We start from the raw sequence: 26385 nt of genomic DNA on the forward strand, positions 1-26385 counted from the left end.
TCGATCACTCTCAGTGGCACCAGGAGCGATGTGAGGCCTGGGATTGGTCGCAAGCGGTCTGGCTCAGCAGGCCTTCACTCAGGCCAGGAACCATGGGTCGACCCGTGCGGATGCTGTCAGCCCACCACCCTTGAAGCCGTGCCACGGGTGCGATTCGACCATCGCTCCAAGTGGTGGGGAAGTTGAGGTCGGCATCCGGTTGGATCACCCTTGGACTGTCCCCGTCCTTGCTGAGGCAGAGACTGAACCCATGGACGTAGTCCTTCTGGTTGTCGCTTCCGAGGGTGAGGCTGCCTTCGGAGCCGTAGACCTCAATCCAGCAGCCCCGGCCGTTGCGGGCGACTGAGGCCAGGCTGATCTGGGCAGGAACCATGGTCTGCCCATCAGGGGCCTGAAGTTGGGCCTGAATGAGGGCTACATCCTCTGCATCAACAGAACGCATCTCGCCGCTGGGTGTGGGCCGTTGGCCAATGGCGGTGTGATGAAGGGCTCGCAGGTCGGTGCTGGGGCCGATCAGCCAATGGAGAGTGTCAAAAGCATGGGTTCCCAGTGCACCGATCACGCCTCCGCCTTGGGCTGCATCGGAGTACCAGCTCCAGGGGCGCTGCGCATTGGCACGACTGCTCATTAGCCAGTCGTATTTCACCAGCCACGGTGTGCCAATGGCACCCGCTTGAAGCAGTCGGGCGGCCTGCATGAACAGGGGAACGGCCCGGTATTCGAAATCCACGGCGACGCTGAGGCGCTTTTGCACGGCCAGCCTCTGAAGATCCGCGACCTGATCGGCATGGAGCGCGACCGGTTTCTCGAGCAACAGATGTTTTCCTGCTTCGAGAGCGCGTCGGGCTAGGTCATGTCTCGGCGCTGGAGGGGTGGTAACGATCACGGCGTCCACTGCAGGATCCGAGAGCACGGCATCCCATTCGGTGAAGCCCTTCAGCCCATGGCTCATGCAAGCCTGATCCAGTCGTTCCTGGCGTGGATGCCAAAGGGCGACGGGTTTGAGCCCAGGGTTGGCCTGGAGTGCTGGCAGGTGGACCGCCTCCCCGAACCCCAGGCCGGCGATGGCGACGCCGATGGGTGGTTGCTGGGAGGATTGAGAGTGCATGAGTCAGGCCAGATCAGCTCGGCAGACCGCATCGATCACACGTTCGATCAATCCGTCGCCGCCAGCAGGTTCCCACTGCGCGCCCCATCGCGGCAAACCATTCACCTGTTTGTCGCGGAACAGACGCTGATCACAATCGATCTGCATGACCACCAGGGTTCCGAGTGTGGCGACGTCTTCGTCTGTTTCGGTGGTGTAGCGGCTGAGAACGTTCACGAAGCCGTCGCGATCCCGGCGAAGGCTGCCTGCGTCCCACCATTGACGTCCTTCCGCGGTCGGTTCCACTTCCTGCCAGTCCACTGGCCCGGCGTAGACGACGCCTGCATCACGGTGCAAGTGGAGGGGCACCAGCAGCAGCAAGGGCAACACCAGAGACAGAAGCCACCTGCGCCAAGGCAAGGTGCGCATCAACCTGCCACTCCAACCGGTTGGCTGCCGTGCAGTCGCAGCAAAGTGGCGAGGGTGCTCTTGAGCTGGGTCCGGGGCACGATGGTGTCGACGAAACCTTTCTCTTGCAGGTATTCAGCTGTCTGGAAATCGTCAGGCAGTTTTTCGCGCAGGGTCTGTTCGATCACGCGGCGTCCGGCGAAGCCGATCAACGCCTTGGGTTCGGCCAGGATCAGATCCCCAAGCATGGCGAAGCTGGCAGTCACCCCTCCCGTGGTGGGGTGCGTCAACAGAGGCATATAAAGCAGTCCTTGTTCCCTGTGGCGTTCGAGGGCTCCGGAAATCTTGGCCATCTGCATCAAGCTGAGCATTCCTTCCTGCATGCGAGCACCGCCCGACGCGCAAACGATCAGCAGTGGCAGGCGCTCGTCGGTGGCTTTTTCCACCAGGCGGGTAATGCGCTCCCCCACCACGGATCCCATCGACCCTCCCATGAACCGAAAGTCCATCACCGCGAGGGCCATGGGGAGATCATTCACCCGGCATGTCCCCGTGATCACCGCATCTCTGAGACCTGTCTTGGCCTGGGTTTCCCGCAGCCGATCGGCATAGGCACGGCGATCCTTGAAACCAAGCGGATCGGTCGGTTCCAGCTCGCCATTGATGGCGGTGAAGCTGCCTGGATCAGCAATCAGGGCAATGCGCTCGGCGCTGTCGATCCTGTTGTGATGGCCGCAGTTACTGCAGACGTTGGCATTGGCAATTAAGTCCTTGCGGTAAACGACTTGGCCACATTCCGAGCATTTGCTCCACAGGCCATCTCCCTCATCCTGTTCTTGGGTGACCTTGCCGACCGACTGATCTTTGCGGCGATCAGCAAACCAGTCAAAGAGACTCATCCATTCCCCCCACGATTGGTGCACTGTAATCGCAGTGACGACAGCGGTTCAGGCCAGTCAGGGGAAGGGGTGAGCCCCCACTGATGTGTTGATCAATTACCCAAAGAGCGCAAGCCAGTGTTGCCACCACCAGTTGGGTCCCTGCAACCACACCAGCCAGATGCCGGTGGCGATGAAGGGGCCAAAGGGGAAGGGTTCCCGAGGACCGAGCCGCCCGCTAATTCGGGCGAGTGAGCCAATCACCGCCCCGCCCACAATGGCCAGGAGCATGGCGATCGCGACACCTTGCAAGCCCAGCCAGGCACCGCCCAGAGCTGCCAACTTGGCGTCTCCCAGTCCAAGTGCGGGTTGACCAAGGGCTTTTTCGGCTAAGGCACTGAGCCCCTCCAGCACCAGCAGTGCAGCGGATGCCCCCAACAGATGACTGAGCATCAGGGCGGCGCCACCGGTCATGAGGGTCGATGCGGCGATCAAGCTGGCCGTCAGGCCCGCGATCACTCCGGCGCGACAGAGCGGCTCTGGCAACCAGAGATGATCAAGATCGATCAACGTGAGCGGCAACAGCAGGCTCACCAGCAGCACACCGGCAATGAGGTTCAGCCCTGCGGATGTGGCCGGATTGAAGCCGTGGGCCCCTGCTGCAGTCCACCACAAACCTGCACTCAGCAACTCCACCAGGGGATAACGGATGGGAATCGACCAGCCGCAGTCTCGACAGCGACCGGTGAGTGCTATCCAGCCCAGGACAGGGATGTTGTCGTGCCAACGCACCCCATGGCCGCAGTTTGGACAGTGGCTTCCAGGCCACACGACCGACTCCTGTCTGGGCAGGCGCCAGACCACCACGTTGAGAAAACTTCCAATGCAGGCACCCGCGAGCAGGAGCAGGATCGACGTGCTCATGCCCGTCCTGGTCCGCGCCGAGTTGCTTTGCCACGAAGCAGCTGCGTGGAAAGAAAGTCTTCATCGGGTAGCAGGGTCGGCATCTCAAACACGACCCTGCCTTCTCCGCTTTTGGCACAGAGCACAACGCCAGTCGGTTCTGTTGAGCGTCCTGCCTCACTTAGGTAGCGAAAGTAGATCGCTCGTGCTCGAGCGATGAGCTCCTGACTGTTGACACGATCCCATCGTGGTGAGGGTGTTGAACTCACCGCCGCACCGGCGATTACAAACGATGGGGTGGAAATAGAAATGGGCCCACCTGATTGCTCAGATGGGCCCACGATAGATGTTGAAAGCAGATTTGAATCAGGCGAGCTTCTTCTTCTCTTCGATCATGCGGTGAATGATCGGGGTCAGGATCAGTTCCATGGCGAAGCCCATCTTGCCGCCGTTCACCACGATGGATGTGGGGCTGGACATGAAGGAATCGTGGATCATGTCGAGCAGATAAGTGAAGTCAATCCCCCATTTCTCACGGGCTCCCTTGCGGAAGTGAATGATCACGAAGCTTTCATCCGGAGTGGGGATGTTCCGGATCATGAATGGGTTCGAGGTGTCCACGGTGGGGACACGCTGGAAGTTGATGTCGGTCTGGCTGAATTGCGGGCAGATGTGATTGATGTAATCAGGCATCCGGCGCAGGATCGTGTCGACCGTGGCCTCGGCGGAGTAACCACGCTCGGCGTTGTCACGGGAGATCTTCTGGATCCACTCCAGGTTCACGATCGGCACCACACCCACCAGCAGGTCAGCGAGGCCGGCCACGTCATAGCCGCTGCCTTTCACACCGCCGTGTAGGCCTTCGTAGAACAGAAGATCGGTGCCGGAGGGGATGTCTTCCCAAGGGGTGAACTGGCCGGGCTCCAGGTTCACATTGAGGCGGCCGTTGTGGTGGGCAGCCTCTTCAGTGCTGTGCAGGTAATAACGCTTCTGTCCACCACCGGTTTCGCCATAGACGCGAAATAGCTCTTCGAGCTTGTCGAAGAGGTTGGCTTCAGGGCCGAAGTGGGAGAAGTTCTCCCCTTTGGCCAGAGCGTCGGCCATGGCCTGTTTCATGGCCATGCGCTCGAAGCGGTGGTAGCTGTCGCCTTCCACCACCGCAGGCGTGATGTTCTCGCGAGCGAAGATGTGCTCGAAAGCCCGTTTCACGGTGCTGGTGCCGGCTCCGGACGAACCAGTAACGGCGACAACGGGATGGCGCTTCGACATCGACGCAGGAGAACTGAACCCAGCGAGTTTGGCAGACGCCGGCCCGCCGCGCCTAATCCGGGGCCGGCGTTCTCAATGGTCGTTAGCGATCGAGGGCTTTGAGCAGGGCCTCACCCATGGCCTTGCAGCCCAGGGCGGTGCAGCCTTCGGCCATCAGATCACCGGTGCGGAACCCGTCTGCCAGCACCTGATCCACGGCGGCTTCCAAGGCGGATGCTGCTTGGGCTTCCTTCAGGCCAATGCGCAGCATCATCGCGGCTGAGAGCACCATGGCCATGGGATTGGCCTTGTCCTGCCCTGCAATGTCGGGGGCTGAGCCGTGCACCGGTTCAAACAGACCTGGCCCGTCGGATCCCAGAGATGCTGAGGGCAACATGCCGATGGAGCCAGTCAGCATCGCGGCCTCGTCGCTGAGAATATCCCCGAAGAGGTTGCCGGTGAGCAGCACGTCGAACTGACGCGGGGCCCGCACCAATTGCATGGCGGCATTGTCCACGTACATGTGGCTGACTTCAACACCGGCATAGTCCGGTGCCATCGCGTCAACCCGATCCCGCCACAGCTGGCTCACATCCAGCACATTGGCCTTGTCGACAGAACAGAGTTGACCACGGCGTTCTTTCGCTAGATCGAAGGCTACTCGGGCAATCCGATCCACCTCCGAGCTGGAGTAGGTCATGGTGTTGAATCCGCGCTCTTCGCCATCGGCCTCGACGCGCCCTTTGGGTTGGCCGAAGTAGATGCCCCCGGTGAGTTCACGGACCACCATGAGATCGACTCCCTCGATCACCTCCGGCCGCAGGGTGCTGGCATCGATCAGCGCCGGCACGATTTTTACTGGCCTCAGGTTGGCGAACAGCTCCATGCCGGCACGCAGTGCCAGTAGGCCACTCTCTGGACGTTTCTCGCGGGGCAGGCTGTCAAATCTGGGGCTGCCAATGGCTGCTAGCAAGACCGCATCAGCAGCACGGCAGGCAGCAAGTGTGCTGGCGGGCAAAGGTTCCCCAGTGGCATCGATGGCAGAACCACCGATGGGCTGGTCTTCAAAACTGAGGGTGAAGCCATGGCGTTCGCTGACCGCCTCCAGCAGCCGGCGGGCCACCGCGGTGATTTCCGGCCCGATGCCATCGCCGGGCAGCAGAACGACGCGATGCTGACGCATTGAACCTCAAAGGATGCGGGTGCAGCCTGCGAGGTTACTGAGGAGCATGGGGAGTGTCCTTGAGGGATGCAATCTCCTTCTTCAGCTCCCGGAGCTGCTTGGCCATCTCCGGCAACTTGGCGAAGGCAGCGGAGCAGCGCAGCCAAAGACGGTTGGAGATGGCGGGATAGCCGCTGACCACCTCTCCAGCAGCGATCTCCCCATGGATGCCGCTCTTCGAGCTGGCAATGGCACGGTCACCGATCTGCGCACGATTGGCGACGCCAACTTGGCCGGCAAGAATCACGCCATTGCCGAGTCGCGCTCCACCCGCGATGCCCACCTGGGAGGCCAAGGCACAGCCTCGACCGGTCTCCACCCCGTGGCCGATCTGCACGAGGTTGTCGATTTTCGTTCCTGCTCCAATGCGGGTCTCTCCCACAGAAGGACGGTCGATGGTGCTGCCGCACCCCACTTCCACCCCTTCTTCCAGCACCACAAGCCCGGTCTGGGGCATCTTTCTCCACCCTTTGGTAGTGGGAACAAAGCCAAATCCTTCAGAACCCACGACTGCGGTGGAGTGGATCACACAGCGGCGATGCAGGCGGCTGCCGGGATGTAAGACGGCGTTGGCGTGAACCACGCAATGGTCAGCGATCTCCACATCGCCGTAGATCACGACGCCGGGATAAATCACGCTGTGCGCCCCGATGCGGCTGCCATCGGCGATGCACACGTGGGCTCCGATCGAGACTCCAGCCCCCAGTTCAACGCGGTTACCGATCACCGCGCTGGGATGAATCGCGGCCACGGGCCGCGGGTCCGGATGCAGGTGTTCGAGGGTTTCGGCAAAGGCCAGGCGTGGATCACGCAGAACAGCCCAGGCCAGACCTCGTCGTTGCGCGAGCTCGCGTAAATCCGGTTGATCCGGGAGCAGCACGGCTCCCACTCCGCTGGCCTCCAGCTCACTGGTGAGGGCATTGCCTTTCTCCAGGAAGCTGATCTGGCCGGCATCCGCCTTTTCAAGGGACGCAGCACCGCTGAGTTCAGGATCCTCTCCGAGATCGTGGGCCTGCAGTCCGGCCTCTCCCTGTTGGAGGGCGGCGATCAACTGGCTGAAACGCATGGGTCAGAGCTGCTGCGGCCGGATCGTAGGCGTGGCCGTCATCACCAGCACATCCCTGTGCACCACCACTGGTGAGTTGGTCTTGTTGTCAGCGCTTTGATCAGTCGCTGCAGCAAGGGCGCGATCCAGGTCCTCACTGCTCATGGAGCTCAGGCCGCGTGCGAGTTCTTGACCATCAGGGTCCATCAGGGTCACCGGTTGGTTCGGGCCAAAGCTGCCTTCGATGGCCTGCACTCCAACAAGTAACAGTGAGGCTCCCCGCTCGCGCAGGGCCTGGCATGCGCCGGCGTCCAGGCGGAGATTGCCCATGGGTTCCAGAGCGTGCGCCAGCCAACTTTTGCGACTGCCAAGGGGTTCCGGGTGGGGGTGGAACACCGTTCCGCCCCGTCCGCCATCCAGCAGCTCTTCCAAGACGCCTGGCTGACGACCGTCGGCCAGATGCACCGTGATGCCGCTGGCCGTGGCGATTCTTGCGGCAGCCAATTTGGTGGTCATGCCACCGGTGCCCCAGCGTCCGCCATCTCCAGCGCCTTCCTCCAGTTCAGCCAGCTCGTCGGGATGGTGCACATCACTGATGGGTTTGGCTGTGGCATCCACCCGGGGATCGGCGGAATACAGCGAGTCAATATCGGTCAGCAGAATCAGCTCATCTGCCCCCACTGCTGCAGCCACAAGGGCTGACAGGGTGTCGTTGTCGCCGAATCTCAATTCGGCCGACGACACCGTGTCGTTCTCATTCACGATCGGAAGCACCTCCCAATCGAGCAGCTGGTGCAAGGTCGCTGATGCGCTGGTGTAGCTGCGGCGGTCGGCGATCTCGGAACGGGTCAGCAAGACCTGAGCTACAGCACGGCCATGGCGTGCCATGGCCTGGTCGTAGATGCCCATGAGATGCCCCTGCCCGATCGCTGCAGCGGCTTGAAGCCCAACCACTCCCTCCGGACGCCTCTCCCGTCCCAAACGCCGGCAGCCCAGACCAACCGCACCACTGCTCACCAGAACAGCTCGATCACCACGGTCAAGGCTCTCGGCCAGGGCGGTGGTCAGTTGATCGATCACGTCGGCGGTGGTCTGACCCTTCTGCCCCCTGAGCAGGCTGGTGCCCACCTTCACCACCCGCAGGGTCATTGCCGTTCAGCTCCCAACAGGCGGGCCACTTTCCGTTCAAAACGTTGCACCCGGTCATGGGGACATGGTGTGCCATCGGCCTTGAGGGGTCGCACCAGAACGGTGTAGAGACCCAGGCGATTTCCAGCCAGCACATCGGTGAACAGGCGGTCTCCCACGATCGCCAGCTCATCGGGTTGCACCTGCAGATCGCGCAGCACCTTGCGCAGTGCAGCGCGCCGAGGCTTCGCAGCACCGCTGGTGTAACTCACACCGAGTTGATCGGCCACGGCACCAATGCGATGGCGAGATGGGTTATTGCTAAACAGATGCAGGCGCAGGTGGCGTTGGGCCGACGTGGCCCATCCCATGACCGCATCCGGCAAGCGCACGTCATGGCCGGGTAGCAGGGTGCGATCCACATCCAGCAGTAACGCGGTGATGCCGCGATCGAGCAGATGCTCGAGCGGCAGTTGCACCACCGTCAGGCCAGGGTCCCAGTCAGGAAGAAGCCACTGACGCTGCATCACTCGGCCGGCTCTCGCTCTTCCAGTTCGGCTTCGATGCGCGGTTGGATGCGATCAAAATCCTCGCCCTCCACCAGAACGGCACCGGACTCTTCCATGCGAGCCACGACAAAGAAGGGGTCCAGAGGAATGTAGAGGCCGTAGTCCTGGTTGTCCGCCACAAAGCTCACCAGCAGTTCGTAGGTCTCGGAGTCATCGTCGTCTCCCTCCTCGTCTTCGAGGTCTTCCGGTTCTGGTTCATCCAGTTCACCACTCACAGTCAGGGTGACTGCGGAGCGAACGAGAGTGAGCTCATGCTCTTGGAGAACGACATCGGCGATGGACAAGATCTGCTCACTGTCGGCGATGGATTCGATTAATTCAGGGTCTCCTTCGTCTTGGAGGCGGAAGAGACACACCGGGGTGTCGACAGGTGTCAGCAGGGCGTAGTCCTTGCCATCCAGGGGAATCAGTTGTTCCAGAAAACAGAGCAGATCTCTGCCCGTGCTGTCCCTCACCAGGACGGTGGGCACTTCTCCGCTATTGCCGGGGCCGCTGGCGGTCATGAATGGGACGTCGGTCTTTTCAGGATCATGCCTTGTCGCAGCTCGCGCCATCGCCAGGGGCCGCAGGCTCGACCGGTACTGGTTCTGGTCCGTCCTGAAGCCATTGCTCCAGCAACAGGGCTGCAGCTTCGCTGTCGAGGCGCCCGCTGCGGTCCCCGTGCAGATTGCGGCTCTCGCCAGCAGCCCAACTGCTGCTGTGTTCATTCACCCAGGCCAGCGGTAACGCCAACGTCTGAGCGAGACGACGTCCGTAGCGTTCGCAGTGCTCAGCCTGCGCGGTGCGCTGTCCCTTGTCGTCCAGTGGCAGCCCCACCACAAGTGCATCCACTTGGCGTGTGGTGCACAGCGCTCGCAGGTGCTCCAAGTCTTGATCAAAACGACTGCGCCTGATGGCTGGTAACGGCCGAACACTGATGCCAAGGGGGTCACACCCAGCGAGGCCAATGCGTTTTCGCCCCACATCGAGGCTGAGGACGGAACGTGGTTTTGGGGTGCCCACGACCGTCAGCGCCTCCCCAGCACCGGCGTGGGCAGTGGAGGTTGCTGGGGCTGAAGCCGACCGAGCATCGATTCCAGCGGGCGTGTTGCCTGGAGCCTGCGGGCTTGGGCCTGACGGCGCCAGAGGCTGCGACCCAGCAGCAGTTCATCGTCGATGGAGTGCCAACCGAGCGAATTGATTTGAGCCGCCACGATGCTGTCTTCGCTGTTGCAGACGAGCGTGGCCTGGGTGCAGCGTTCTTGTAGTTGGTTCACGAGTGCCGGCAATCCAGCGTCGAGGCGCTGATCCCAGGCAGGGCCCCTCAAGAGTTCAAACACCTGCGCATCGTCCGAGCGCTGCTGGCGCACCAAGCCTGCGATGGCAACAGGGGAGCTCCGATCATTCGGCAGTTGGCCGGATGTGAGCAGGACGCCACTGCCTGCCCCCGCCTGGTCAAGGAGGTCAATCGGATGTCGATCGACAATTTGTCGTTGGTGGCTTGTGGTCGAAGCCTGATCGAGGGCCCAGAGCAGGGGAGCGCTCTGACGGTTGATGGGGACCCAGGAACAGCCCTGAGGCCAGGGGGTTGGCTGGAGGGTGGTGGTTGCAGGCTGAGGGCGCCAGCGCCGGAATGTGCGAATCGGTTGGAATCCCAGTTCCCGCAAGATGCCGATCTGCACGTTGTCGCTCGCACTGCAACGCACCACCCAGCTGCGTGAGCGGGCGTGCCCCCCCGTGAGGGCGAGTTTGAACAACGCACGGTTCAGATCCCCTTGGCTGTGTTTGCTCGGAGGGGAGAGGGTCTGCAGCTCCAAACGCCAACAGCTGGCCTGGCGGTTGTGGGGCCGTGACAGAAGGAGGGAGCGAAGATTCTGGTCCTCGCTGGCGACGAGTGCCAGAGGATGCCGGTTCAGCAGTAAACCAGGGATGAAGCTTTCAGCCTGGGCCAGCCAACCCCGCACCAACAAGGTCTGGAGCCTGGGCAGCAGCAAGGTCTGATCGGTGGCCTGAAGCCAAGACAAGTGGACCGCCTTCAGCGGCTCAACCTGCAGTGAGCTGCTGGCCGACTCCACCTCCATCTCCTCAGGCTGTCTTCACAATGTATCTCCCGAAATCTGTCAGTGCGTCAGGGATGGGGACGCACCAAGACCAAGGGAGTGCGCTCGTTGGCATTGCCTGCAGGATTTGGGCGCAGTGCCCGGTGCAACAGCGCTTCATCGCAGTCACGGCTGCTGGCCAGCACCTTGACGCGACCCAGGTCATTGACATCAACGATGGCCACGGCAACGCCCAGAGCATCGGCAGCCTCCTGACAGATCAGATCAGGATCGGCCGGTCCAAGAACAATCGTTTGGTCGTAGGGAGGGGTCGTGCCGGTGACGTCATCGATCAGGCGGGCCTGGGAACCGGCAAGCCGATAGAAACCGCCCGGGCTGCCAATGAGTTTCAGGCCAAGACCAAGGATCCAGGCCATCAGCACACGAGTGGGCCCGACCTGGTCGATCAAGGTTTGCAGTCCGCAGGCTGTGGCGAGGCTGCTGGTTGGATGGAACGCTCGGCAAAGCAAACGAGCCAGCCAGCCCGGTTCCACGGTGGCGGGATGGGCGTAACGCCCCTGAATCACCGCAACAGGTGTTTCTCCAATGGTGAGCACATCGCCTGGCTTCAGCAGCGCGCCGGCATAGGTGCGCAACACGTCAATCGTGGTGTCGAGGGGCCCCAGGAGATGGGTGCGGATCGGCAAGACAGCGCAGGCGTCTCCAGCCCTGAAGTTGGCTTCTCCAGGTGAGAGAACAGCGGGGCGCCTCAGGGGGACCACCACGCCTTGCCGGCGCTGAAGGCGACCAAATGGGCCGTAGTTGACCCAGTGCACATCAGCCCAGAGGGTGTCGACATCTTGAGCAACATTGACTCCGTTCTGGGAGTCGATGGCGATCTCCACCTTGACGCGCGTTGTCTTGCGGCCTTTGACGATGTATGCCGCCCAGTAGCCGTCCCGACGGGTCTCTTCATCGGGATGGTGAGCAATCAGTTTGGTTTGAGGACGCAGGCCACTGAGATCCTTTTGTCCAAGCAACACCGGGTCGACCTTGATCTCAGGCACAAACACCTCCATCCGTTGGTGAGGGTTGTGGATCTCGAGCCAGCCTTCAACTTTCAGCTGAATGCCATCGACATGGACAGACCAATCGCGGGCACTGAGTCGCAGAGGGGATGCCGGCCGCAGGCGGTGACGGGCTTCAAGCCAGAGCACTCCCAGACCCAGGAGGAGAAGGATCAGGAGCAGCACTGGCATGCGGTCGACGACCTTCGGCCGTAGGGATCAGCCGCGCAGCGTAAGCGGTTTCAGGCTCGGGATCAGCGGGTCTGGACTTCGGTGTTGAGCTCGTTGAAACTCAGGCTTGTGCTCACGCCCTCGGGAGCGGTGAGTCCTGTGGCCTTGCTGATCGCTTGATTGATCGCATCAAGGGGCACCTGACCGTCTTGATCCAGCAGCACGGATCCCTCGCCATTGAGCACCACCACCTGGGGAATCCGTCCGTGCCAGTAAGTCGCAGGATCTCCTGCACCCTCGGCTTTGCGGTTCTGGAGGGTGTCAGTGGTTAGGGGCATCAGGTCGACAGACCGTCCCCAAAGCCGTTGCAGTTCCGAAACCACCGGGGAGAAGGCTTTGCTGGTGCTGCTGTCATCGAGATAGAACACCAGGACGCTTGTGCGGCCGGCGGCCTGTGAATCTCCCAGGGTTGTGGCTGGTGGTACGAGAGAACCGTTACCTGCGTACAGGGCGTAGATATTTCCGTCGTAACTATCGCTTGTGAGGCTGGCCTGCACGGGAGCACCGATCAGGGTGATGGCGCACAACAGGCCCAGAAGCGAGCGAAGCAATCGGGCCATGGGGCGAAGCAGGAAAGGGCGCATTCTGCCCTTCAGCCCCTGTTGGTGGAGCCGCGTTGCCAACTTCGGCCCATGCCCTGGGCGATGCCGCGTCCGACAAGACCGATTGCTCTGCCGATCACCTGCGTCAACACGACAACCATCAGATCGCCGATGCGCTGAACCAAAGCTTGCATCTGTGGAGCAATCGCGTCACGCGCTTCAAGCAGCAGGGCCACCTGTTGTTGCCACCACCCCAAACGGCGGAGCTCTTCATCCCGGGGCTCGATCAACAGCAGAGGAGCAATGGATCCACCCCGGAGTTGGTAAAGCAATCGCTGGCTTTCATAGAGCTGCACAGGGCGCTTCACCCACAGCTGCCAACGGGACTGATTGTTTAGTTGGTTCCGAAGTCGTTCGAGGTCACGGGTGGGAAGTAGACGCTCATCAAGCAGATATCGGCGCAGTTCGGGCCAGTCGCCGCAGAGACCCAGCAGTTCAGCGCTGATCAGTTCGGCACTGCGCACCAGCCAGTTGCTGACAAGCGTTTCCAGCTGCAGCAGTGCTTTGGGATGGTCCGCTGGCAGCAGTTGGCCATTCACCAGAACGGGTTGATCACGCACGAGCGGCTCAAGCATCCGACGTGGATCCGGAAGGTCGTCGTCGTTTTGGGAGAGATCGCTGGCGTTGATCAAATGCTGGGCAACGGGCTGCAACTGGTCACCTCGGGGCAGGTGCACATAGCTCCCCGCCATGGCCTGAATGGCCTGACGTCGCAGCTCGGGTTGAAGGCTGTCCCATTGGGCATCGATGGGCAGATTGTTGGATGAATCGGAGGAGACGGAGGGCGCTCGCAGGCGGGCCATCACCTGATCCAGCTGTTGCAGGAGAGACAGGAGAAGATCGCGACGCCGTTCGGGTTGTAAACCCTCGATTGCGAGCAGGGAGCCAGTGCCGTTGCTCACTCCGGCGTCCACGGCCTGCGAAAGGCGCTCCTGAATGGATGACCACACCGCGATGGCATTGCGCTCGCGCACCGTGATCGCCATCCCATTGCCGTCGATGGTGAGATCTCCTGGCTGCGACACCGTTGTCTGACGCTGGCCAAGAGGCTGAACATCCGCCAGGCCGATCTGAAGTGGTCCCCAGAGCAACAGCAACAGGCTGCGGGCACTCTGCAATTCCCGTTGGCGACCTTCCAGCATCAGCCTGAGCAGAAGATTGTCCGGAGGTGGCACCAGCAGTGCATCAATCACCTGCAAATCGTTGGTGATCTGCTGGAGGCCACTGGTGAGCAGCCATTGGCCAAGCCCCATGGCGGGTTGGGGTGGTGGCGTGGAGGGATTGGCTTGGGCCAGACGAACCACGCGTCCGCCCTGCAGCAACGTCTCAATCGCCTCGCGCAGTGTGTTGAGATCTGGAGCTTGGAGCAGGCCTGGGATGTCCAGGCTGAGCAGATCAACGGCAGGGATCGCAACCGAAGCCGGCAAGAGCAGCAGCACAGGGGCTGGTTGCCAGTGCTCCTGAAGTCGGATCAATTCTTGGTGCAGCAGTGCGATCGATTCGGTCGAGTCAAGCGACCAGATCACCAGCTGTGGATGCCGGTTGAGCTCATCGGAGCGAAGTGCAATCGACCAAGAGGGCACTTCACTGGTGAGCTGAAGAGCCAGCGATTCACCAAGCAGATCGGGGGCAAGCAGGAGGATCTCGGCTTTCGCTGCGTTCACCGGACCGTCCAAACGTTCAACTCACGCCAAGGTAACGACCAAAACGGTCAGGCTCCAGTGCCTGAGTTGATTCAGTTCGCAGATCGACGTCCGTTCAGTTGCAGCGTGTACGACTCAATCCGAAAGCCTGTGCTCTCTTCGATCTGCTTCAACAATTGGGCCGGAAGTTCCACGTCGATGTCTTCGATCTCGCCGCTGTCAAGACAGGTGAGGTGGCTGTGCGGATCACTGCGGTAGCCATACAGCCGTCCATTGGCACGATCCAGGCATTCGATCACTCCAGCCGATTGGAGCGCTTCAAGGTTTTGGTAGACGGAGGTATGGCCGATCCGTCGACCTCTGGCGTTCAACTTCTCGAAGATGTCGCGGGCGCTCATGTGACTCGCTTCACTCCAGAGCAAATCGAGCACCATTCTTCGCTGGCGGCTCAGACGCATCCCCAGTTGCCGGCAGCGCTCAAAGGCGTCTTGCACGCCCTGGGCGATCAGGCCGGAGCCGGATGCTGGGGTTGGGCCGGAAACGCCAGACACAGCCGTAAGTGGAATGACTTCACTTTAGGTTCCCGGTTTAAGCGCCGTTCATCAAGAGCCGCTGATCAAGCGAGGTTGTTCGGGGTGGTGGGATCTTGCAGCCGACCATCACCGATGGCCTGAATGCCGTCCTTCAGGGTCACGCGACCGTCATAAAGGGCCCTGCCAACGATGACCCCGGTTACGCCGTGTGGTTCCAAAGCCAGGAGTGCGATGAGGTCGGCCATGCAACCCACGCCTCCTGAGGCAATGACCGGCACCGTGCTCGCATCGGCCATGCTGCGCAATGCAGCGAGATTGGGCCCGGCCAAGGTGCCATCCGTAGCGATGTCAGTACTGATGATGGCAGCAATCGCGGTGCTGCTCAGTTCACGGGCCAGAGCAGTGGCGTCCACATTGCTTTCTTCGATCCATCCCCGTGTTGCCACCTTGCCGTCCCGGGCATCGATCCCAACGATGATTCGGCCTGGATGGCGGCTGGCCAGTTCCTTGACCAGGTCAGGGTTTTCAATCGCTGCTGTGCCAAGGATGACCCGCTCGAGGCCACAGTCGAGGAGGGATTCAGCCCGTTCCACCGAACGCACACCACCGCCCAATTGCACCGGGATTGAAAGGGCTTCGGTGATCGCCTTCACGCTGGCGTCATTGACGGGATCCCCACTTTTGGCGCCGTCGAGATCCACCAGGTGCAGGCGGCTCGCTCCCTGCTCCTGCCAGCTCAGGGCTTGGGCGACAGGGTCATCGCTAAAGCGCGTGACTTGGTCGTAATCCCCTTGATGGAGACGTACGCAGGCTCCACCCAGCAGGTCAATGGCGGGGATGATCTCCATGCGTGAGGGCTTCAGTAAGGGCACCATCCTGCAATCCAGCGTCCCCGACTCACGCTTCAATGGCGCCAGTTCCGATGCCCTGATGAAGATCCTTGTGATGGGGGGGACCCGTTTTGTGGGGAAGCCTCTGGTGGCCTCCCTGCAGGAACAGGGCCATGCGCTCACCCTGTTCACCCGTGGTCGTCAACCAGCCCCAGCGGGGGTGGACCACGTGGTCGGTGATCGGGGTAATCCCAATGATCTGGAACAGCTCAGCGGCCACCACTTCGATGTGATCGTTGATAGCTCCGGTCGCACCCTGGCCGATAGCCAGGCCGTTCTGGCGATCACCGGAGCCCCCAGTCATCGCTTCCTTTATGTGAGCTCAGCGGGGGTTTATGCAGGGTCTGATCAGTGGCCCTTGGATGAGGATGCGGCCGTTGACCCGGCCAGCCGCCATGCGGGCAAAGCGGAAACGGAGGCCTGGTTGCTGAAGGAGGGCATCCCTTTCACCAGTTTCAGGCCGACTTACATCGTTGGTCCCGGCAACTACAACCCTGTTGAACGGTGGTTTTTCGATCGGGTTTTCCATGGCCTCCCGGTGCCGATGCCTGGGGATGGCAGCACGATCACCCAGTTGGGGCACGTGGATGACCTGGCCGATGCCATGGTGCGGGCACTCGCTGTAGATGCCGCTGCAAATCGCATCTACAACTGCTCGTCTCGCAAAGGGATCACCTTTGCTGGCGTGGTGAAGGCCGCTGCTCTGGCTTGCGGGAAAGACCCTGAGGCCGTCGATGTTCGCCACTTCGATCCCAGTGGGCTGGATCCCAAAGCCCGTAAGGCCTTCCCCTTGCGGTTGAGTCACTTCCTGACAGACGTGAGTCGCGCTGAACGGGAATTGGCCTGGTCCCCGCGTTATGACGCCATTACGGCGTTCAAGCACAACTTCGACCTTGACTACAGCAAGCGCCCTACGACGCCACCGGATCTCAGTGGTGATGCGGCGTTGATCGGGTCGGTTTGAGATAGCCAACGGCCGACTGAAGGGCCAGCACAAGGGATGGCCAGAACAGCCACCAACCCAGCTGCTGCAGGGACTTCACTGCATCAGCATGTCCCCATTGGTCGGGCCAGAGCAACAGCAGCAGACTCATAAATTGGAGGATTGTTTTTGCCTTCCCCCACTGGGAGGCGGGTGCTCCGTCTTGGGCATTCCTCCTCCAGCCTGAAATCAGAAGTTCGCGAGCCAGCAACAACCAGACAGCCCAGATGGGCAATGTCCCATTAGTGGCCAGCCAGAGCAGGGGCGCCACCAAGAGCAATTTGTCGGCGAGGGGATCGAGACGCGCGCCCCAGCTGCTGCCGCCTCCTGCCCGGCGGGCCATCCACCCATCGAGGGCATCGGTCAGACCTCCCCCTACAAGCAGGAACCAGGCCAATGCTTGCTGCTGGTGGATCAACGCAAGCACCAGGGGGAGGCCTGCGACGGCCCGGATCAGGGTGAGGCGATCAGCCCAGGTGCGCCAACGGGAGTTCAAGCTCAGAATGCGTGCACATGCATGCGTCCCATGGTGCTCCAGCAGACGGTCCGCGACGTCATGACCTCCCCTGTGCTCACGGTGACCCCTGAAACCGAGCTCCAGGACGCCGTCGCTTCATTGAGTCAGCACCACATCAGTGGTTTGGCTGTCGTGGATGGTGATGGCGCGCTGATCGGGGAGCTCACCGAACAACACCTGATGGTGAGGGAAAGCGGGGTCGATGCCGGGCCCTACGTGATGTTGCTCGACAGCGTCATCTACCTACGCAACCCCCTCAACTGGGACAAGCAGGTGCATCAGGTGCTCGGCACGACCGTGAAGGATCTAATGGTCCACGACAGCCATTCCTGCCCGGACAACCTGCCGTTACCGAAAGCCGCTGCCCTGCTCCATGAACGCAGCACGCAACGGTTGTATGTGGTCAATGAGCGTCAACAACCGGTGGGCGTGATCACTCGGGGTGATGTGGTGCGGGCCCTTGCTGCCCATGGGGCCTGAGCCTTCAGTTGGTGATGCGAGGTGCTCGTTTTCGGTGGTTGCTGTGTTCAGCGCTGCTGGTTGCCAGCGGTGCTCCAGCGGTCGTGCATGCGAATGACCGCCGTGAACTGTTGGAGCCCGACTTCCTCGACTTGGTGGATCAGGCCGGCCTGGTGTTGATCACTGGCCAAGGTGCCGTGGGAGTGGATGCGAAAGCACGGCGTCTTGGCCTTCAAGTTCCGGCCCTTGGCTACTGGTCACCCGAGGGCTTTTGTTTCAGCACACCAGCCCAGGGGGATTGCCACGCCATGTTTCGCCCCTGACGCCTAAGGAAGCGGTGGGGGGAGCACCGGAGGCGGTGGAGCGTCGTAGAAGAGTTCAGGCATCACTCCCCCTGCGTCTGAATCCGCAGTACCCCCAGTGCTGGCCTGGTCTCCATCCGCTTCCGACACCGGGTCGGGCATCACCAGGGGTGGTGGAAGATCCGGTGGCAGGGAGGGTCGAATCAACTCTCTGTTGTCGACGTTGGCTTCCGAGGGGGTAAGGGAGTCATTGCCTTGTGTAGTTGGCGCAAGGCTCTCGCGCAGCACCAGAGGGTCGGCAGTAATGGGCGGTTCGGGGAGGGGAGCGCGATCGGATGAACCGTTAGCCGAGGCATCTGGGGCGCGGTCGGGACGCTTTACAGGCCCCTTTTGTGGGGGCCAGATCATGCGGGCCACCGGTTCCACACCCTTTTCCATCACACGGTTGAGGCCCGCAAGCGAGCGGTCCATCAGGTGACCTGCCATCCACTGGCTGCAGTCGATTGGATTGGAACAGCTGTTGTTGAGGCGGAATTTCAGCCCCAGATTGGTCATCAGATTGCCCTCGAGTGCTGCTGGGCGTTCACTCAGGCGCAGGAGATAAGGAACATGCACAAAGCTGGTGGCTCCACCGCTGATCCAGTTGGCGTCTTCTTCTGTGAACCCTTTGACGCCTGGAATGATCAGGCGGCTCTTAGAAGCGTGATCGGGCATGTAGGCGCTGACTAAACCGCGTCGGCGTGCCAGTTCACGGGTTTGTTCAAGCGTGAGCCCGTCCTTGCTCATCAGCATCTCCATGCGGCCGTCTTGCCGCAGGCCAAAAAGCATCCGGATGCGGGGAAGGTAATAGCGGATGCGTTGCCCCATGCTGATGCTGTAGGCACCGGTGTAAGAGGGGGGTGGCTCTTCGAGGTCGTTGTAGACGCTGTGTAGACCTCCAATAAAGGTGTCGTAGGTCTTGGCCCTCTCGTCAGTCAGTTCCCCATAGCTGAAATCCACGCTGCCGTCGTGGCGGATCCCGATGAAGGCCCGTTGTCGCGATGCGGTGCGGTTGCGTCCTTTCCAAACGCGCTGGCCTAGCTTGAGATCCCCCAAAGGCACCGTGACTTCCTGGCCCCCGGGCTCGAGGTGGCGCTCATACATGGGCCCCGTGACGTAAGCCAGGGCAGCGGTGTCCTGAAAAGCGTCATTCTCTCGATCCCATCCCTCCAGCAAGCCGACCCTGACTTTGCGTGGATCGAAGTCGATGGCGTACACCTCGTCGTCCGGGAGATAGCGGAACGTTCCTCCGGCTTCCCCCAGATTGTCGTAGCTGACCTGAGCACCGGTGTCTCCGGGAAGCGGTGATCCGGGTGCAAGGGCCACAAGCCCAGCAAAAGTGAGCAACGGGAGGCCCAGCAGCACCCGTTTGCGTCGCAGAAGGGGGCGTTTGCGCCGCTTAGGACGTCGACCAGTTCGCCGTTTGGGTGGTTGCCCTTTGGTTGCAGTCGTGGCTGGACGACGTCGTCGCTGGGAAGAAGAAGGAAGGGTTCCTGTCATCGGGCGACCCTTGTGCGATGCGGAGTGGGAGTGGGGTCGAGCCAAGGAACGACGGCGTTATCCGCCACCAGCCATTTGCGGTAACGCTCGTCGCAGTGGTGGCCCCCCGTCAATTCCCCGAAAGCCGGAATCAGCAAACGCTGTTGATCCTTGGCATAGGCGAAGCAAGGCACCCTCATGCGATCGCATCCTTGGCGGATGCTGGCCACGGGATGGATATGACCGCACACATTCAGCAGCGACCCAGGCTCATGCCCTGCTGGTGTCTCCGGTTCGTGGCTGAGCCACAACGCCCCAAGCCTGCGGCTTGGGTGCTGGGGTAGCCCTTCGATCACGCTGGAACGGTCGTGGTTGCCGCCGATGAGAAGGATGGGACAGTCGCACAACTCCGGTAAGGCCCGCAGGGTGTCTCTCAGGGAATTGGTCAGCCCAAGTCGTCCGTGAATCAGGTCACCCAGCACGATTAAGCGTGTTGGCCTGAGCTTGTTGCAGAGGCTGAGCAGTGGGTTCAGCGTTCCCCGATCGCCATCACTGGGCAAAGCAATGCCATGGGCCTGAAACAGCTCCGCTTTGCCGAGATGCAAATCGGCCACCATCAACTCACGGCCCTTCGGGCGCCACAGAGCACGCTCCGGTAGAAAAATCAGTTCCTCGCCCCGCCAATGCCAGGTGTGATTCATCCCTGACATGGAGGCTGTGTAAGAAGACTGAGGAAACGCATGGGAACAGTTTGACGAGCATTGCCCGTTACGGCCAGCGTTCTCGTCGAAGAAATGCCAATGTGAGCCCGTTTCTTAAACCGAGACCATGACCCTGGCCCTTTTGATTGCTCTTGCCGGTTCGCTTGTGGCGATGGGACTGATTGTGCGCAGGCTCGAGCAGGGCTGACGGTGGGTTTGCGGCGTAGCGGCTTGTTGATCAGGGCTTAGACCCTGCATCCTGATCGTCCGCTGAACTTGACCAGGTTCTGCGCCGAAACTGACTCACTGCAGGCTGGTGTGTCGCCTTAAACCATCCTCGATCAAGAATGTGGCCAGGCTGCTGCAGCTGCGACCTTCCTGCAGGGCCTGTTGCTTCAAGCGTGCCATCACGCCACCAGGCAGGGTCACATTGAGACGCTCGGATTCAGCGGCTTCAGCCACCTGCGCCGCGGTGGGGGATGGTTGTTCGGTGTCGAGCCGCTCTTGAAGTTCGTGCAAGAGAGACCGAAGAATTGACACGTTTTCGTTCCTTTGGCGTTACTAAATCGTAACGGCAGTTCGGTTTGGTTGGCAAGTCTGGGCAGGCGGTAATCTGGCCCGAGTTTTGGGGTTCCGATGCGGTCTCTGGCGTTGAAGCTTGCTCCCGGCCAGGACCTGCGTCTCGCATTGGAAACCTTGGCCAAAACCCACAATGCATCGGGCTATGTGCTGGGCGTTGTCGGCAATCTGTCGAGGGCAGCTTTTCAGTGCCCTGGGCAGGATGAGCCGACGGTGCTGGAGGGTGATCTTGAAATCATCACCCTTCAGGGGCATTGTTCCCCGGATGGTGTTCACCTTCACCTCAGTCTTTCGGATGGTGCCTGCCAGGTTTGGGGCGGCCATCTCGAACCGGGCACCCTGGTCCTCAAAGGGGCTGATCTCTTAGTGGGCCTGCTTGATCAACCATTGCCGCAGGCACCCACCAGCCTGGAGCCGATTGAGCAGAAAGCTCCTGCTGCCGTTTCAGCAGTCACCGCTGTTTCACCTGCAACTCGCGTTGAAATCGCCGTTCTTCCAGGTTGCCCCTGGTGCACAAGAGCTCTTCGCATTCTCCGCAGCCTCGATATTGCGCACACCGTCGTGAATTGCGACAGCGATTCCACCTTCAAAGCGTTGTATGAACGCAGTGGGATGACCACCTTCCCCCAGGTGTTCATCGATGGCGGAGTGGTCGGCGGGTACGACGCGCTTGCTCAACTTCACGCTGAGGGCGCTCTCGCTCAGTTGCGGTGAGCACTCAGAACGAACTGCCGACCGTCGATGCTCCAAGGCAGGCTGATCTCTGGTCTCAGAAGCCCTGGTGGTGTCAGCCCTGGAGCATCGTGCTCACCGGTGTGCTCGTTTCTTTGGGAAGTTGGTTGATCCTGCACAAACTCTGGATCACGATTCCCGTGACCGTTGGAGTCTTGATGTGGTGGCTGCTGTTTTTGGTGCTCGCGCCCGCTGCTTACAGCCAAGCTGCCAATGCCGCCCAACCATCAGACGCTCAGCAGCTCCACCACTAACACTCTTGGCTGCAGCGCGAGTGGCCTGATCAGGCTTGCTTCTGCAGTCGCACCGTTTGCTTGGCGTCGATCAGCTCAGTTTCCAGCTGCTCGATCAAACGACTAACCAGCGTTTGAAATTCAGGCTGGCACCCACGGAATGCAGCCTTATGACGAATCGGTTCGTTGCGCGTGCGTAGATCAGTGAGCATCAGCTCGAGGGCGTCGATGCTGGCGTTGCTGTTCATGGCGGGGATCCACGGCCCTGCGAGGCTATGACAGGGGCATCACCTGGCGATAGCCGCCAGCGCTGATCACTTGCAAAGGGGTGTCGAACAGGGCACTGAGTTTTGGGCCTGTGAGGATCTGATCACTGGGGCCATCGTCGACCAAGGCCCCTTGTTTGAGGCAGACCACCCGGCTGATTTCCGGTATCAGGGTCTCCACTTGGTGCGTGATCACGACCAAGGTGGTGTCGTCGCGGCTGAGGCGGCGAAGGGCAGCAAGGAGTTCGTTCTTGGCTTTCAGATCAAGGGCATTGGTGGGTTCATCCAGCACCAGCACCTCGGGCTGATGGGCGAGGGCTCGTGCAATCAAAGCCCTGCGTCGCTGACCATCGGAAAGTTGTTTGAACGGGGTCTGAGCCAGTTCGCCCAGGTCGAGCGTGTCCAGCAGGCTGTCGACTCGGGTCTCTTGGGCATCGCTGGGCTGCTGATCCTTGCGCAGACCAACGGCACCAAAGAAGGCGGCCAGCACCAGATCACGCACCTGAACTCCTGCTGGGATGCGTTGTTCCAGCTCCGCCGAAACCAGGCCGATGCGTTGCCTCAGCTCCCACTGGCGCGGCAGCACAGAGCCGAAGAGACGGAGGTACGACTCTGGTTTCACCACTGGATGGATGCTGCGGTCAATCAGACGCACCAAGGTGCTTTTGCCCGATCCATTGGGCCCGAGGATGGCGGTGTGCTCCCCCAACCTCAGGCTGAGGGTGAGATGGTGAAAGACACAGCTGCTCTGAATCCAGGCCTCTACAGCCTGAAGTTCAAGCCAGGGGTGTCTGTGATCTGTCACTGAATTGTTCTCGATGTCTTCTGTCTGTTCGCAGTGTGGCTCTCGCTCTTGGCGTGCGGATCGTTCGTTAGCCGGCCGTTTGTTCTGCACCCGTTGTGGCGCTCCCCAGGGGGCTGCGTCAGGGCCGAGCAGGCGTGATCAACGGCGTCAAGGTCAACGCTGGCGTTGGCCCTGGTGGTGGTGGCTGGTGCTACTGCTCGCCGTGGTGTTGCTGATCCAATGGCTCTGATCGGTGTTGTCGCGTTTCTGGCTCGTGTGCTGCGATGAGAGTTTTGATCTCGTCGCGACGCTGAATCACGATCTCGAGGCATCCGGCCAAAGGCCTGGCCTGTCCGAGGCGCTGGCTTTGCACTTCTCCTGTGGCAATCGCATCGAGTGACGTGAGAGTGAGGTCTTGGCCTTCTTTGAGGTTTAGTGATTCCAAAGGCACAGGCAGTGGCCCGACAAACACATGCAGATGGCGTGTCGCGTTGGTGTGGCAGAACCAGGGATGAAGTGTGGTTGCCTCTAGTTCGATTTCTTCTTTGAGTTCTCGGCGTAAGCCCGCCTCGATGGATTCGCCGGGTTCCACATGGCCACCGAACAATCCCCAGCAACCCGGCGCAATGATCCCTTCGATGTCGTCACGCAATTGCAACAGCCATTTCCCCTGGCGATACAGCATTGCCACCGCCACTTCGACGGGTTCATTCATATCAATTCGGGATGATTGGGGTCTCCTTTAAACGGTCCGATTACCGATGAGGTGATCCATCCGCCATAAAAGCTGCCGGGTTGGGGACTGACCTCTTCACCGTCCAGCGAACAGTGATCAACCAAACCTGGGTAGAGGCTGATCCAGCCGGCAAGCAGTGCAAATGACGCTGTGGGTTTTGCGTAGCTCCATCCTGCGCGCGCCCTTAAATCAGAGCCATCCGATCGAGACAGTGACCAGTAACTTGCGACCCCCTTCCATTCACAGAAACTGGCCCGGCCTTCAGAAGGATGCAAGCTCCCGGCTTTGAAGGCCGTGGGTGGTAAGTAGATGGTGGGGGGGTGGTAGGTCTCGCAAACCCGCAGATAGTGATCGGTGGTTGCAATGCATTCACCGCCGATCGACACGGTTACTACACCCTCGACCAGCTCCACCAGAGGAGGTCGCGGGTAATCACAAACGCGTTCCGCTGGCATGGAGTGAGACGAGGCATTGGCCATGATGATGGCTAGGTCTGACGGGTTTTGGATGGCGACTGCTGCAGCGGGCCAACCGGTGGTGATCCTCGGTGGCTTCCTGATCACGGAGGAGGCCTATGCCGCCATGGCTGATTGGATTCGTGAGCATCAGGGCAGTGAAGCGCATGTCATTCCAGTGAGTCGATTCGACTGGATGCTCACCACCTGGGCCTTTGGTTGGCGCCGCGTGCTCGATCGTGTGCACACTCAGGTGCAGCAGCTGGCTGCTGCATCACCGACCAGGCGGGTCACCCTGATCGGACACAGCTCGGGCGGCGTGATGTTGAGGCTTTATCTGAGTGCTGACGCTTTCTCGGGTCGCTGTTACGGCGGAGCGCAGTTCTGTAATCGATTAATCACGCTTGGTAGTCCGCATCAGGCGCAACGCGCGACTCCGTTGCGCGCCATGGTCGACCGCTGCTATCCAGGTGCATTTTCTCCAGACGTTGACTACGTCGCTGTCGCCGGCAAGCTTGATCTCAAGTCCAGTATCGCCAGTGCGTTCAGTCAACGCAGTGCTGTTGGCAATTACAAGCGCATCGCTGGTCAAGGAAGCATCGATGGAGATGGTTTAGTCCCCGTTGATTCAGCCCTGTTGACAGGAGCTCAGCACCTCGTGCTGGATGACACGGCTCATGGCGGATTGTTTGGCAACCATTGGTATGGTTCGCCAGAGCGCGTCGCCCTGTGGGCAGATCAGATCAGCCGGTAGATCAGGAGGTTGGAAGGATGGGATTCAAAACTGTTATTGGCGCGAGTGTTGTCGTTGTTGGCTTCGGCACTCTTGGCCTAGGGGCTCTCTTCGTGAATCCACGGGTGTTCACCAATGAGGGGACCACGATGCTGTTGAGCTGCAACTTCAAGCAGATGTTTCTGATTCCTAGTGCAGAAATGGCCAATGAAACAGGGGTCAGTGCTGGGTTCTATACCCCTAAAAGCTTGACATCAAGTCTCTTGGCCAAGGCTATGGAAAACTACAAACAGGAGACAGCAGAAAATCCATTTGCAGCCTTTGGAGCTGGACTTTTAGCCATGATGACCCCTGTGCTCGAATCTGCAGTCGAAACCACGATTGAGGATGTCTGTGCTGGTCGTGATCCTTCGATTAACAAGATTTTGGATGCTGCGCAGTAGTTGTGCGTATTGTTCTGGTCACTGCTGATCAGTTAGGGTCAAGATTGTTGGCGGTTTGATGATGGAACTACTGCTCGTTCTCTTGATTCCTTCCGTTCTTCTGATCGGTGCCACACTGTGGCTATCCAGAGATCAAAGCCAGCTGAAGCAAAAACTGTTTTCCTTTGAGCTCAGTGGTCGGTCGTCGCAGATCTGGAATTTTGGTGTGATTCTGATTGCGACGGTCTCAATCATTGCCTTTTTCTCCAAGCGCTAACGCCAAGGCTGAATTGCGCGGTCTCGTGGTTTTTCAATGCTGGCATGGTTAGCGTTGGGAATTAGGATTGAAGAAGGAGTGCCTGCCTTGAATCGATTGTTTCGCAAGCGCTTCAAGAGTTGGCAGTTGGTTGGACTGCTTTTCGCTTGTCTTTTTTTGGTGTTTGCTGTTGTTCATCATCAGTACAGCGCTTACAAGAAGGGTTTTGCAGCCGGTGTGATGGCAGCCTCGTGCAAGCACTTTGATCACAGTTTTATTACGCATTCTGTATTTCTTTCCGATCTCACCAAGGCCAAGGCCATCATCAACAACGATGCAGAATGGACGAAGTTGATTCCTGGGCCTGACACACAATCGATGCCTGGTTTTGAGGATTGTGATGTGAGGCCTTGATGCATCTGAGATTGTTTGAGCCTCTGTTTCTCAAAGTCATCCGCCGTCGTAGTGTCTGCGAAGAGGTTGCCAAGGTTTGATCGTCGACATCAGATCGGTCGATAACCAAACCAATCCGGTTGGAAGCTGCAACAGGGTTGATCTGGAGCTGGTGTCAGCGTCACTTGCCATCCCTGAAGTTCGTCGATTGGCAGGCAATCATCAAGCCCCCCTACTTGGTCAATGGCGTGAAGATCGTCTTTGTGTTGCTGGATTGAGTTGGTGAGCCAACGCTTTCGAGCTCTGCTTTTGGCTGCCTGAGCATTGGGTGCCACCACACAACCGATCTGATGCAGTTCCAGTAAGGAGCTGGCGTCATACCCTCCCATATTCACGAACCAAAGCTTTTGAAGCGGTACTTGAACACCTTCAGAGGCAACGTCTGACGACTTGATCTGACTCAACTCCACGGCGTACCCGTCAACGCAGTCAATTCGTACGTAACTGTCGAGATGCAGCCCTTTTCGGTGACCAAACCACTGACGTTTGAGTTCGGGGATGGTGTCGTCAATGCAGCAGCCCACCACCCAGCGCACATCATGGATCTCCACATGGGTTTGGGGTGTGCGTCCCCCCAGTACTGCCAGATACAGGCCTGGGCGTTGGATTTGTGATCGAGCAGCCCCCATGGCCATGACGTGATGTCGAACGCGGACCGTAGCGTTGGTGAATGCAGTGTGAGCGTTGCTCTAGCGAAGGGCCCATCCACTACCGGGTCCGTACGGAGAGAGAGCCAAGCTGGCAGTTGGTGTGTCCGGCTTGCTGGGCTCAACTCCAGTCTCAAC

34 protein-coding genes are annotated in these 26385 nt (G+C 60.1%); 8 read left to right on the plus strand and 26 right to left on the minus strand.

Annotated features, from left to right (window positions below):
* Nucleotides 1-10 precede the first annotated feature (10 nt).
* From RS9916_RS03325 to hisA, 17 genes are all read right to left on the minus strand, one after another.
* Nucleotides 11-1108: a Gfo/Idh/MocA family protein gene (locus RS9916_RS03325; protein ID WP_007097820.1), complete on the minus strand. Its 1098-nt coding sequence runs from the start codon at nt 1106-1108 to the stop codon at nt 11-13.
* Nucleotides 1109-1111: 3 nt separating this feature from the next.
* Nucleotides 1112-1516 (minus strand): hypothetical protein, encoded by a 405-nt coding sequence (locus tag RS9916_RS03330; protein WP_007097821.1) that lies wholly within the window; start codon nt 1514-1516, stop codon nt 1112-1114.
* The gene (accD, locus tag RS9916_RS03335; protein ID WP_007097822.1) at nt 1516-2394 is read right to left on the minus strand and encodes an acetyl-CoA carboxylase, carboxyltransferase subunit beta; all 879 of its coding nucleotides are present in this window, start codon (nt 2392-2394) and stop codon (nt 1516-1518) included. Before accD ends, RS9916_RS03330 begins: the two co-directional genes overlap by 1 nt.
* A 96-nt stretch (nt 2395-2490) precedes the next feature.
* Entirely contained in the window at nt 2491-3297 is an 807-nt protein-coding gene (locus tag RS9916_RS03340) for an A24 family peptidase (RefSeq protein ID WP_007097824.1), read from the minus strand.
* A 345-nt stretch (nt 3298-3642) separates the two neighbouring features.
* Nucleotides 3643-4545, minus strand: a complete 903-nt coding sequence (locus RS9916_RS03345) for a phosphoribulokinase (RefSeq protein ID WP_007097826.1) — start codon at nt 4543-4545, stop codon at nt 3643-3645.
* A gap of 82 nt (nt 4546-4627) precedes the next feature.
* Nucleotides 4628-5707 (minus strand): 3-isopropylmalate dehydrogenase, encoded by a 1080-nt coding sequence (gene leuB / locus RS9916_RS03350; RefSeq protein WP_007097827.1) that lies wholly within the window; start codon nt 5705-5707, stop codon nt 4628-4630.
* Nucleotides 5708-5741: 34 nt separating this feature from the next.
* Entirely contained in the window at nt 5742-6812 is a 1071-nt protein-coding gene (lpxD, locus tag RS9916_RS03355; protein ID WP_007097828.1) for a UDP-3-O-(3-hydroxymyristoyl)glucosamine N-acyltransferase, read from the minus strand.
* 3 nt (nt 6813-6815) lie between these two features.
* Nucleotides 6816-7940, minus strand: a complete 1125-nt coding sequence (gene proB, locus RS9916_RS03360) for a glutamate 5-kinase (RefSeq protein WP_007097829.1) — start codon at nt 7938-7940, stop codon at nt 6816-6818.
* Entirely contained in the window at nt 7937-8446 is a 510-nt protein-coding gene (locus tag RS9916_RS03365; RefSeq protein WP_007097830.1) for a YqeG family HAD IIIA-type phosphatase, read from the minus strand. Before RS9916_RS03365 ends, proB begins: the two co-directional genes overlap by 4 nt.
* Nucleotides 8446-8991 (minus strand): DUF3727 domain-containing protein, encoded by a 546-nt coding sequence (locus RS9916_RS03370; RefSeq protein ID WP_007097831.1) that lies wholly within the window; start codon nt 8989-8991, stop codon nt 8446-8448. Before RS9916_RS03370 ends, RS9916_RS03365 begins: the two co-directional genes overlap by 1 nt.
* Nucleotides 8992-9016: 25 nt before the next feature.
* Nucleotides 9017-9490 (minus strand): Holliday junction resolvase RuvX, encoded by a 474-nt coding sequence (ruvX, locus tag RS9916_RS03375; protein ID WP_007097832.1) that lies wholly within the window; start codon nt 9488-9490, stop codon nt 9017-9019.
* A 5-nt stretch (nt 9491-9495) separates the two neighbouring features.
* Entirely contained in the window at nt 9496-10548 is a 1053-nt protein-coding gene (locus RS9916_RS03380) for a hypothetical protein (protein WP_007097833.1), read from the minus strand.
* A gap of 47 nt (nt 10549-10595) precedes the next feature.
* Nucleotides 10596-11765 carry a hypothetical protein gene (locus tag RS9916_RS03385; RefSeq protein ID WP_007097834.1) on the minus strand — a complete coding sequence of 390 codons (1170 nt, stop codon included), beginning with the start codon at nt 11763-11765 and terminating at the stop codon, nt 10596-10598.
* Between the two features lie 62 nt (nt 11766-11827).
* Nucleotides 11828-12364, minus strand: coding sequence for a thylakoid membrane photosystem I accumulation factor (locus RS9916_RS03390; protein ID WP_198003391.1), 537 nt, complete (start codon nt 12362-12364; stop codon nt 11828-11830).
* 32 nt (nt 12365-12396) lie between these two features.
* Nucleotides 12397-14070, minus strand: coding sequence for a DUF3685 domain-containing protein (locus tag RS9916_RS03395; RefSeq protein WP_156777461.1), 1674 nt, complete (start codon nt 14068-14070; stop codon nt 12397-12399).
* A gap of 71 nt (nt 14071-14141) precedes the next feature.
* Nucleotides 14142-14507, minus strand: coding sequence for a Fur family transcriptional regulator (locus RS9916_RS03400; protein WP_232199613.1), 366 nt, complete (start codon nt 14505-14507; stop codon nt 14142-14144).
* Nucleotides 14508-14665: 158 nt separating this feature from the next.
* A complete protein-coding gene (gene hisA, locus RS9916_RS03405) occupies nt 14666-15430 on the minus strand; it encodes a 1-(5-phosphoribosyl)-5-[(5-phosphoribosylamino)methylideneamino]imidazole-4-carboxamide isomerase (RefSeq protein ID WP_007097838.1) in 765 nt (254 codons plus the stop codon).
* A gap of 82 nt (nt 15431-15512) precedes the next feature.
* Here hisA and RS9916_RS03410 point away from each other — a divergent pair, with 82 nt between their 5' ends.
* Nucleotides 15513-16436, plus strand: coding sequence for an NAD-dependent epimerase/dehydratase family protein (locus tag RS9916_RS03410; RefSeq protein WP_038024118.1), 924 nt, complete (start codon nt 15513-15515; stop codon nt 16434-16436).
* Here the strand turns inward: RS9916_RS03410 and RS9916_RS03415 are convergent.
* Nucleotides 16402-16950, minus strand: coding sequence for a CDP-alcohol phosphatidyltransferase family protein (locus tag RS9916_RS03415; RefSeq protein ID WP_007097840.1), 549 nt, complete (start codon nt 16948-16950; stop codon nt 16402-16404). The two genes, RS9916_RS03410 and RS9916_RS03415, sit on opposite strands and share 35 nt — an antisense overlap.
* A gap of 30 nt (nt 16951-16980) precedes the next feature.
* On the opposite strand from RS9916_RS03415, the gene RS9916_RS03420 reads away from it, so the two are divergent.
* Together RS9916_RS03420 and RS9916_RS03425 are read left to right on the plus strand one after the other, a co-directional pair.
* Nucleotides 16981-17451: a CBS domain-containing protein gene (locus RS9916_RS03420; protein ID WP_038023180.1), complete on the plus strand. Its 471-nt coding sequence runs from the start codon at nt 16981-16983 to the stop codon at nt 17449-17451.
* A 14-nt stretch (nt 17452-17465) separates the two neighbouring features.
* Nucleotides 17466-17753, plus strand: a complete 288-nt coding sequence (locus RS9916_RS03425; RefSeq protein ID WP_050752294.1) for a hypothetical protein — start codon at nt 17466-17468, stop codon at nt 17751-17753.
* A 3-nt stretch (nt 17754-17756) separates the two neighbouring features.
* Here the strand turns inward: RS9916_RS03425 and RS9916_RS03430 are convergent, their stop codons facing one another.
* The 3 genes from RS9916_RS03430 to RS9916_RS03440 form a co-directional block, all read right to left on the minus strand.
* A complete protein-coding gene (locus RS9916_RS03430) occupies nt 17757-19271 on the minus strand; it encodes a hypothetical protein (RefSeq protein WP_232199517.1) in 1515 nt (504 codons plus the stop codon).
* The gene (gene pdeM / locus RS9916_RS03435; protein ID WP_007097844.1) at nt 19268-19951 is read right to left on the minus strand and encodes a ligase-associated DNA damage response endonuclease PdeM; all 684 of its coding nucleotides are present in this window, start codon (nt 19949-19951) and stop codon (nt 19268-19270) included. Before pdeM ends, RS9916_RS03430 begins: the two co-directional genes overlap by 4 nt.
* Nucleotides 19952-20254: 303 nt before the next feature.
* Nucleotides 20255-20470 (minus strand): CopG family transcriptional regulator, encoded by a 216-nt coding sequence (locus RS9916_RS03440; RefSeq protein WP_007097846.1) that lies wholly within the window; start codon nt 20468-20470, stop codon nt 20255-20257.
* A gap of 117 nt (nt 20471-20587) precedes the next feature.
* Here RS9916_RS03440 and RS9916_RS03445 point away from each other — a divergent pair, with 117 nt between their 5' ends.
* Complete coding sequence (locus RS9916_RS03445; protein ID WP_007097847.1) at nt 20588-21244, plus strand: PCC domain-containing protein; 657 nt, start codon at nt 20588-20590, stop codon at nt 21242-21244.
* Nucleotides 21241-21516 carry a DUF6737 family protein gene (locus RS9916_RS03450; RefSeq protein ID WP_007097848.1) on the plus strand — a complete coding sequence of 92 codons (276 nt, stop codon included), beginning with the start codon at nt 21241-21243 and terminating at the stop codon, nt 21514-21516. The genes RS9916_RS03445 and RS9916_RS03450 overlap by 4 nt, the downstream gene beginning before the upstream one ends.
* A 29-nt stretch (nt 21517-21545) precedes the next feature.
* Here the strand turns inward: RS9916_RS03450 and RS9916_RS03455 are convergent, their stop codons facing one another.
* The 4 genes from RS9916_RS03455 to RS9916_RS03470 all read right to left on the minus strand — a co-directional run bounded on the left by RS9916_RS03455 (nt 21546) and on the right by RS9916_RS03470 (nt 23760).
* Nucleotides 21546-21743 (minus strand): hypothetical protein, encoded by a 198-nt coding sequence (locus RS9916_RS03455; RefSeq protein WP_007097849.1) that lies wholly within the window; start codon nt 21741-21743, stop codon nt 21546-21548.
* 25 nt (nt 21744-21768) lie between these two features.
* Entirely contained in the window at nt 21769-22566 is a 798-nt protein-coding gene (locus RS9916_RS03460; RefSeq protein ID WP_038023188.1) for an ABC transporter ATP-binding protein, read from the minus strand.
* 190 nt (nt 22567-22756) lie between these two features.
* Nucleotides 22757-23260, minus strand: coding sequence for an NUDIX domain-containing protein (locus RS9916_RS03465; protein WP_007097851.1), 504 nt, complete (start codon nt 23258-23260; stop codon nt 22757-22759).
* Nucleotides 23257-23760, minus strand: coding sequence for a DUF427 domain-containing protein (locus RS9916_RS03470; protein ID WP_007097852.1), 504 nt, complete (start codon nt 23758-23760; stop codon nt 23257-23259). The genes RS9916_RS03465 and RS9916_RS03470 overlap by 4 nt, the downstream gene beginning before the upstream one ends.
* 28 nt (nt 23761-23788) lie before the next feature.
* Between RS9916_RS03470 and RS9916_RS03475 the strand changes: the two genes are divergently transcribed.
* From RS9916_RS03475 to RS9916_RS03490, 3 genes are all read left to right on the plus strand, one after another.
* Entirely contained in the window at nt 23789-24490 is a 702-nt protein-coding gene (locus RS9916_RS03475; RefSeq protein ID WP_007097853.1) for a triacylglycerol lipase, read from the plus strand.
* A 17-nt stretch (nt 24491-24507) separates the two neighbouring features.
* The gene (locus RS9916_RS03480; protein WP_038023191.1) at nt 24508-24912 is read left to right on the plus strand and encodes a hypothetical protein; all 405 of its coding nucleotides are present in this window, start codon (nt 24508-24510) and stop codon (nt 24910-24912) included.
* A gap of 292 nt (nt 24913-25204) precedes the next feature.
* Entirely contained in the window at nt 25205-25561 is a 357-nt protein-coding gene (locus RS9916_RS03490) for a hypothetical protein (protein WP_007097856.1), read from the plus strand.
* A gap of 89 nt (nt 25562-25650) precedes the next feature.
* On the opposite strand, the gene RS9916_RS03495 is transcribed toward RS9916_RS03490, so the two are convergent.
* Nucleotides 25651-26229, minus strand: coding sequence for a DUF1543 domain-containing protein (locus tag RS9916_RS03495; protein WP_156777462.1), 579 nt, complete (start codon nt 26227-26229; stop codon nt 25651-25653).
* Between the last annotated feature and the right edge of the window lie 156 nt (nt 26230-26385).

Source organism: Synechococcus sp. RS9916 (genome assembly GCF_000153825.1).
GTDB lineage: Bacteria > Cyanobacteriota > Cyanobacteriia > PCC-6307 > Cyanobiaceae > Synechococcus_C.